The 5,933-nt window shown below is 48.7% G+C and carries 7 protein-coding genes; all 7 read left to right on the top strand.

Annotation, left to right across the window (positions count from 1 at the left end; genetic code table 11):
* The first annotated feature begins 305 nt into the window (after nt 1–305).
* Nucleotides 306–1,757, top strand: a complete 1,452-nt coding sequence (locus tag MCG46_RS19390) for a hypothetical protein (protein ID WP_199488597.1) — start codon at nt 306–308, stop codon at nt 1,755–1,757.
* 255 nt (nt 1,758–2,012) lie between these two features.
* Entirely contained in the window at nt 2,013–2,279 is a 267-nt protein-coding gene (locus MCG46_RS19385; protein WP_117894176.1) for a type II toxin-antitoxin system RelB/DinJ family antitoxin, read from the top strand.
* On the top strand, nt 2,272–2,550 hold the full coding sequence (locus MCG46_RS19380) for a type II toxin-antitoxin system YafQ family toxin (RefSeq protein WP_021632616.1): 279 nt from the start codon (nt 2,272–2,274) through the stop codon (nt 2,548–2,550). Before MCG46_RS19385 ends, MCG46_RS19380 begins: the two co-directional genes overlap by 8 nt.
* Before the next feature lie 33 nt (nt 2,551–2,583).
* Complete coding sequence (locus MCG46_RS19375) at nt 2,584–3,066, top strand: hypothetical protein (RefSeq protein WP_076917214.1); 483 nt, start codon at nt 2,584–2,586, stop codon at nt 3,064–3,066.
* Entirely contained in the window at nt 2,951–3,208 is a 258-nt protein-coding gene (locus MCG46_RS19535; protein WP_256435368.1) for a cysteine-rich KTR domain-containing protein, read from the top strand. The genes MCG46_RS19375 and MCG46_RS19535 overlap by 116 nt, the downstream gene beginning before the upstream one ends.
* A 16-nt stretch (nt 3,209–3,224) precedes the next feature.
* On the top strand, nt 3,225–4,208 hold the full coding sequence (gene rlmN, locus MCG46_RS19365) for a 23S rRNA (adenine(2503)-C(2))-methyltransferase RlmN (protein ID WP_002584956.1): 984 nt from the start codon (nt 3,225–3,227) through the stop codon (nt 4,206–4,208).
* A gap of 368 nt (nt 4,209–4,576) precedes the next feature.
* Nucleotides 4,577–5,824, top strand: a complete 1,248-nt coding sequence (locus tag MCG46_RS19360; protein WP_015517767.1) for a plasmid recombination protein — start codon at nt 4,577–4,579, stop codon at nt 5,822–5,824.
* Nucleotides 5,825–5,933 lie beyond the last annotated feature (109 nt).

Below are 5,933 nucleotides of genomic sequence, written 5' to 3'. Positions count from 1 at the left end.
AACCTATATTTTTTCTCTCTGAAAGGGAGAAAGTCGGAGGGGAAAAGGGGGGTGAGCGGAGGGGTGTTGGAAGTGTGGTAAACCTCGTTAGAGGTTTTCCAAGCCACTGTGGTAAACCCATCGGGTTTTCCATAGTGGCGGCACTTTCAATGCCCCGCAGCGAGGGGGAAAAGGGGGAGGTGACTTTCTCTTTAAGGCGGCGTAGCCGCCGCTCTTTTGCTCCCCCTTTTCCCCCTTCCCGCCCGCAGGCGATCCCCGCCGCAGCGGATTTTCTTTTGGTACTTTTTCTTTTGTGAGGTGGTAATATGACCGAGAATTATCGAGGCTGCTACGAGTATTTGAGCGCACAATATCCGGAGGTCGGAGGCTATGAGTTTTATAAAGAGCTGTTTCCGGACAATGAGAACTCCGGAGAACGGCACACGGATTTTTCCCATCCGAACGCTGTGTATCTGTATCGGGACGAACAGAGCGAGGATAAGAAGCTCCGGCGCAGGAAGATGTATAACGACACATGGGAACAGGATTACATGGAGTTTGTCGAGGGGAACAGCCTTACTTTGTGCAGCGGTCTTGCATATCGCAGAAAGGAGAACAGGCTGGAGAACGCCCAGCGGATGTATGCTCTGATCTTCGATCTGGATGGCGTAGGTCTTGCCGAGCTGCGCAACCTCTTTCTGCGCTTTGGCGGCGATCCGGAGCGAGTGCGCCGGTTGCCGATGCCGACTTTCCTTGTTCTGTCGGGGACAGGGCTGCATATCTACTATGTTTTCCAGCAGCCGATTGACCTATACCCGAATATAAAAATTCAGCTTAAAAGTCTGAAATATGACCTCACTTTCCGGCTATGGGAGTATGGCAGCACTTCGCAGGTCAAGGCGATCCAGTATCAATCCATCAATCAGAGCTTCCGCATGGTGGGCAGCATCAATGACAAGCATGGGACGGAGCTGGTCGCTTTCCGTACCGGAGAACGGGTAACGCTGGATTATCTGAACGCCTACGCAAAGCCAGAAAACAGGGTGGATGTCAATAAGCCTTTCAGCCCATCCAAAATGACACGAGCTGAGGCGAGGGAGGCATATCCGGAGTGGTATGAGCGTGTTGTTGTGAGAGGCGAGAAAGGACGCAAGAAGTGGGATATTGCCGGAAAGGTGCATGGTGATGATCCGTATGCGCTCTACCATTGGTGGCTGCGGCAGATCGGAGAGATAAAGGGCGGGCATCGGTATTTCTTTTTGATGTGCCTTGCTATCTATGCTTACAAATGCGGTGTGTCGAAGCAGCAGCTCCGGCAGGATATGAAAGAGGCTTTTGATGATCTGCAGATGGTGAAGCATGAGAACGCATTGACCGAGGAAGATATACGGAGTGCGCTGGAAGCCTACGACAAGGAGTATTACAATTTCACGATTTCCGATATTGAAGCTCTGACCGATGTTCGCATCGAGCGCAACAAGAGGAATGGTAGATCACAGAAAGAGCATTTGAAAAGAGCAAGGGCGGTGCAGGAAGTGGATTATCCTGGCGGCACATGGAGAAGAAAAGGGGCAGAAGAAAAGAAAGCGCAAGTCTATGCGTGGCGGCAGGAGCATCCAGAGGGACGCAAGGCCGATTGTCATAGGGACACCGGACTTGATCCGAAAACGATCCGCAAATGGTGGGACACCGTACCGGAGGGGCATATAACGGTCAAAATACGCCCATCACAGGCTTTGAGCGATCTGTTGGTGGAGGAATTTAAGAAAGGGCTGTAAACGCCCCAGAAACGCCCTACAAGGCGTTTTCGGGGCGGGTAAGGGTTTTTATATTACCCCACCGAAAACGAGGCTTGAAAACCGCGCGAAATAAGGCTTTTTCACCCCCTAAATGTACACGCTGCGGTGTTAGCATATAGAAAGCACTGTTCATAGAAAAGTTGCAAAAAAACATTTGCAATGCACTTGCAAATGTCACGAATATTGAATATAATATTAGTGCAAGCTAAAAATGACGAGGAAAGGAGTGCTATTATGGCTAAAGGAAATATGACGATAAGAATGGAGCCGGAGCTGAAAGCACAGGCGGCAGCTCTCTTTAAGTCCCTCGGAATGGATTTGAGTACGGCAACGGGTATTTTTTATCGACAGGCACTTAGGTGTCATGGACTTCCCTTTGAAGTCAAGGTTGACGAGCCGAATGCTGTTACCTATGCGGCGATGGAGGCGGCAGAAAAGGGAGAGGATATGTATGGTCCGTTTGATAGCGTTGTAGATCTGATGGAGGCGCTGAATGCTTAAGCCGGAGTTTTCGGGGCAGTTCAAACGAGATTACAAGCTTGCGATCAAGAGAGGCTGCGATCCGAAGAAGTTGGAGGAAGTGATCACGCTGTTGTGTAACGAGCAGCCGTTGCCGGAGGCGTATCGAGATCATGCTCTCACTAATTCCAGAAATTATAAGGACATGAGAGAATGTCACATCGAGCCGGACTGGCTGTTGGTCTATAAAGTTGTTCGGCAGACTTTGATTTTGAAATTGATAAGGACGGGATCTCATAGCGATTTGTTTTGAGATTAACTCCGGATGAAAGAGTGGTGATGATATTTGGCGGGTGTAATAACGGAAATTGCAATAGAATGTGGCGTGTCGGAACAGGCAGTTCGTGCATGGTGTAGGCGAAACCATGTTGCGAAAGATGCGAAAGGAAGTTTCGCAATCAGCGAAAGTCAAAAAACCGCCATATATCAGCATTATTTAGGTGTTGAACGAAAGCAAGTTTCGCAACAGGCGAAAGCAAGTTGCGAAACTTGCGAAACCACTTTGATCGCTATGCTGCAGGGAGAATTAGACCGGAAAAGCGAGCAACTTGCTGTAAAGGACAAGCAGATCGAGGAACTGAACGCAAGGTTGGCGGAGGTCAGCTCGGCGTTGGTGACGGCACAGCAGACTGCGGCAGCGGCCCAGGCTCTCCATGCTGGGACAATGCATCAGCAGCTTCTTTCCGGCAAGTCCGGAGCCGATCAGCCGGAGCGTGAGACAGAACCGGTTCAAAAGCGTAGCTGGTTTAGTAGGTTCTTTGGGGACTAAACAGAACGACAAATCGGGAATTGATACTGTATTAAAAGATTTTCCTCTTTTCTGCCCTAAATGCAAATTGACGCATATCATTGATGTAGAAAAATTAGAGATTGTAATCAAAAATACAGAAAAACAAACTTTTATTATTTAGAAGAAAGGATATAAAAATGAAACGTTTACCTAAATATACGCCTGCGGAAGTACGGAATGATCCATACGGATTTACTTACAAAGAAATGTCGGAAGTTATTGGCGAGAATGAAGCAAAAGCCTTATATGAAGAATTATATAAGCAATTACCACGCAAAAAAAATCTATCAATGTTGGTAAAAAATATTTGCAAAAGCAGTGATACTGAAAAGTATGTTTACGAACTGAAAGACAACAAATACATTGAAACGGTTTTTATCAAGCGGCGAGATGGTGGAACTGTTTGCGTGAGCACACAAGTCGGTTGTCCTGTTGGTTGTATTTTTTGTGAGTCCGGGCGAAATGGCTTTGTTCGTAATCTAACATCGTCAGAAATCGTACAACAGATTATATTGTTGCGTCGAAAAGTAAACCGTATCGTTTTTATGGGTATGGGAGAGCCTTTATTCAATTATGACAACTTGATAAAAGCAATCCATATTCTCCGAGATAGATATGGGCTCAACTTTCCAACCGACGGCATTACCATATCAACAGTTGGTCCGGTCGATCAATTAAAAAAATTGCGCGAGGAACATCTTAAAATTCAGTTGACAATATCTTTACACGCAGCAACACAATCTGCAAGAAATCGTATTATTCCTCACATGCGCATATATGCTATTGAAGATGTTGTTAAGCAAGCCTTATCCTATTCTGAAAGGCATAATCGCAAAATTGTCTTTGCGTATTTGCTTTTACCGGGTATAAATGACCGGCCCTCAGATGTAAGACAACTTGCAAAATGGTTTCGGGGCAAAAAAGTTATGATTAACGTGTTACAATACAACCCAACAAGCAATTCAAGAATTAAAGCACCACAGAAACGGGAAATAGTTGCATTCAAACATCAATTAGAGCAAGCAGGACTTGAAGTTACTATGAGAGTTTCTCATGGCAGAGAGATTAACGCGGCTTGTGGACAGTTAGCTAACACATATAATAAATTCAAAAAAAAATGATTAAAAGTGCCAGACGCATAGACGCAGAGCCGATAACGCATTAGGTCAAAAAACCTATGTGTTATCGGCTTTTTTATGACCAATTCCAGTTTATCGGTGGGATGAAGGTCGGGGAGCCGTCCGCAGACGGCAGGGGCAGCGCCCCTCCGGAGCTGGCAGAGCAGCAGGCACGAGCCGGCAGTGAAGCAGCTCCGGCAACCCCTCCCCTTTAGGGGCGCAAAGCACTTTCACACCGCTGCACCGATGGGGTGGCGGTGTGAAAGTGCTTTTGCGTTACTTTCTCACCAGAAAGTAACAAAGAGGTTGTTTTTAGCGGAAATTTATGATAAAATAGAGGACGGAAGAATAAGCGGAAAGGGGGCGATTTTATGGGAGTTACGATTTCGGGTATGACAGGTGCAGGGAGCATCCGGCACAACAACCGCAGCTTCTCAGCGGCGAATGTAGACCGGAGCCGGACGGAGCAGAACATTGTTTTCTGCAACGAGGATCTGAAGCAGGTCTATCATATGGTCTTTGATGAAGCTCTCGCAGCCTACAACGCAAAGAAAACCAAAACGAGAGATAAGATACCGGACTACTATGAGCATATCCGGCAGAGTAAACAGGAAAAGCTGTTCCATGAAGCGATCTTCCAGATCGGCAACATGAGCGACTGTGGGTGCGGTACGCCGGACGGAGAACGGGCGGCGGCAGCTCTGAAAGATTTTGCGGAGTCTTTTGCAGAACGCAACCCCCATCTGCGGGTGTTCAATATGGTGCTGCACATGGACGAGGCAACGCCCCATCTCCATGTCGATTTTATCCCTGTGGCAACGGAGCAGTCAAGAGGACTTTCTACAAGGGTATCTATGAAACAGGCATTGAAGCAGCAGGGGTTTGTCGGTGTCGGCAGAAAGCAGACCGAATGGGCGGCGTGGATGGAACGGGAGAAAGAAGCTCTGACGGAGATCGCCCAGCGGCACGATTTTGAAATTATCTCTCTCGGCACGAACAGACCGCACATGGACTTGCCGCAGTTCAAGGAAGCGGCTGCGAGGCTGGAAGCGGTGCAGCAGCAGACAGCGGCAGTAGAGCGGGAGGTTGCTGAGCTGGAACGGCAGCGGGACGCTCTGAAAGGCACTGTGCGGCTCTTAAAGGAGGCTGACAGGGTAAATGCACCCCTGCATGATATTCAGCCGGAAAAGACGCTCACAGGGGCAGTAAAGGGCGTGACGGTGGATCAGGTCGAGCAGCTAAAGAAAATGGCACTGCGCAGCGTGACGGATCGGCACAAGGTACAGGAGCTGACGGAGGAAAACACCCGTCTGCGGTCACAGGTGCCGTCCATGAAGAAGCGGCTGGAAGAAGCGCAGCGGCAGCAGAGGCTTGAACAGGAAAACCGGAGGCTGCGCGATGAAAACTATTATCTGCAATCCGAGCTGCAGGAGGAACGCAGCTTCACCGAGCGTCTGACGGACGGCATCGGTCGGATGCTGGACTTCTTGGAAGAACACTTGCCGGAGCGTCTGCGTCCTCTGCTTGAAAAGGCGAGGGAGCTGCTGCCCGATCCGGAGATTGGACAGCAGCAGGAGCAACAGCAGCACCAGCGAGGAATGGGCGGCATGGAGCTGTAAAAGAAGCCTGTCCGGAGGGCTTGAAAATCTCTTTCGGACAGGCTATAATAACAACTGAAAATAGGGAATTGCTGTATTGATAATCTAAGCCCCCTGTAAGGGTACTCCC

The sequence above is a fragment of the Holdemania massiliensis genome, assembly GCF_022440805.1.
Taxonomy (GTDB): domain Bacteria; phylum Bacillota_I; class Bacilli_A; order Erysipelotrichales; family Erysipelotrichaceae; genus Holdemania; species Holdemania massiliensis_A.
Note: the sequence above shows the minus strand (reverse complement) of the source record. Positions and strands in the feature narration are given on the sequence as shown.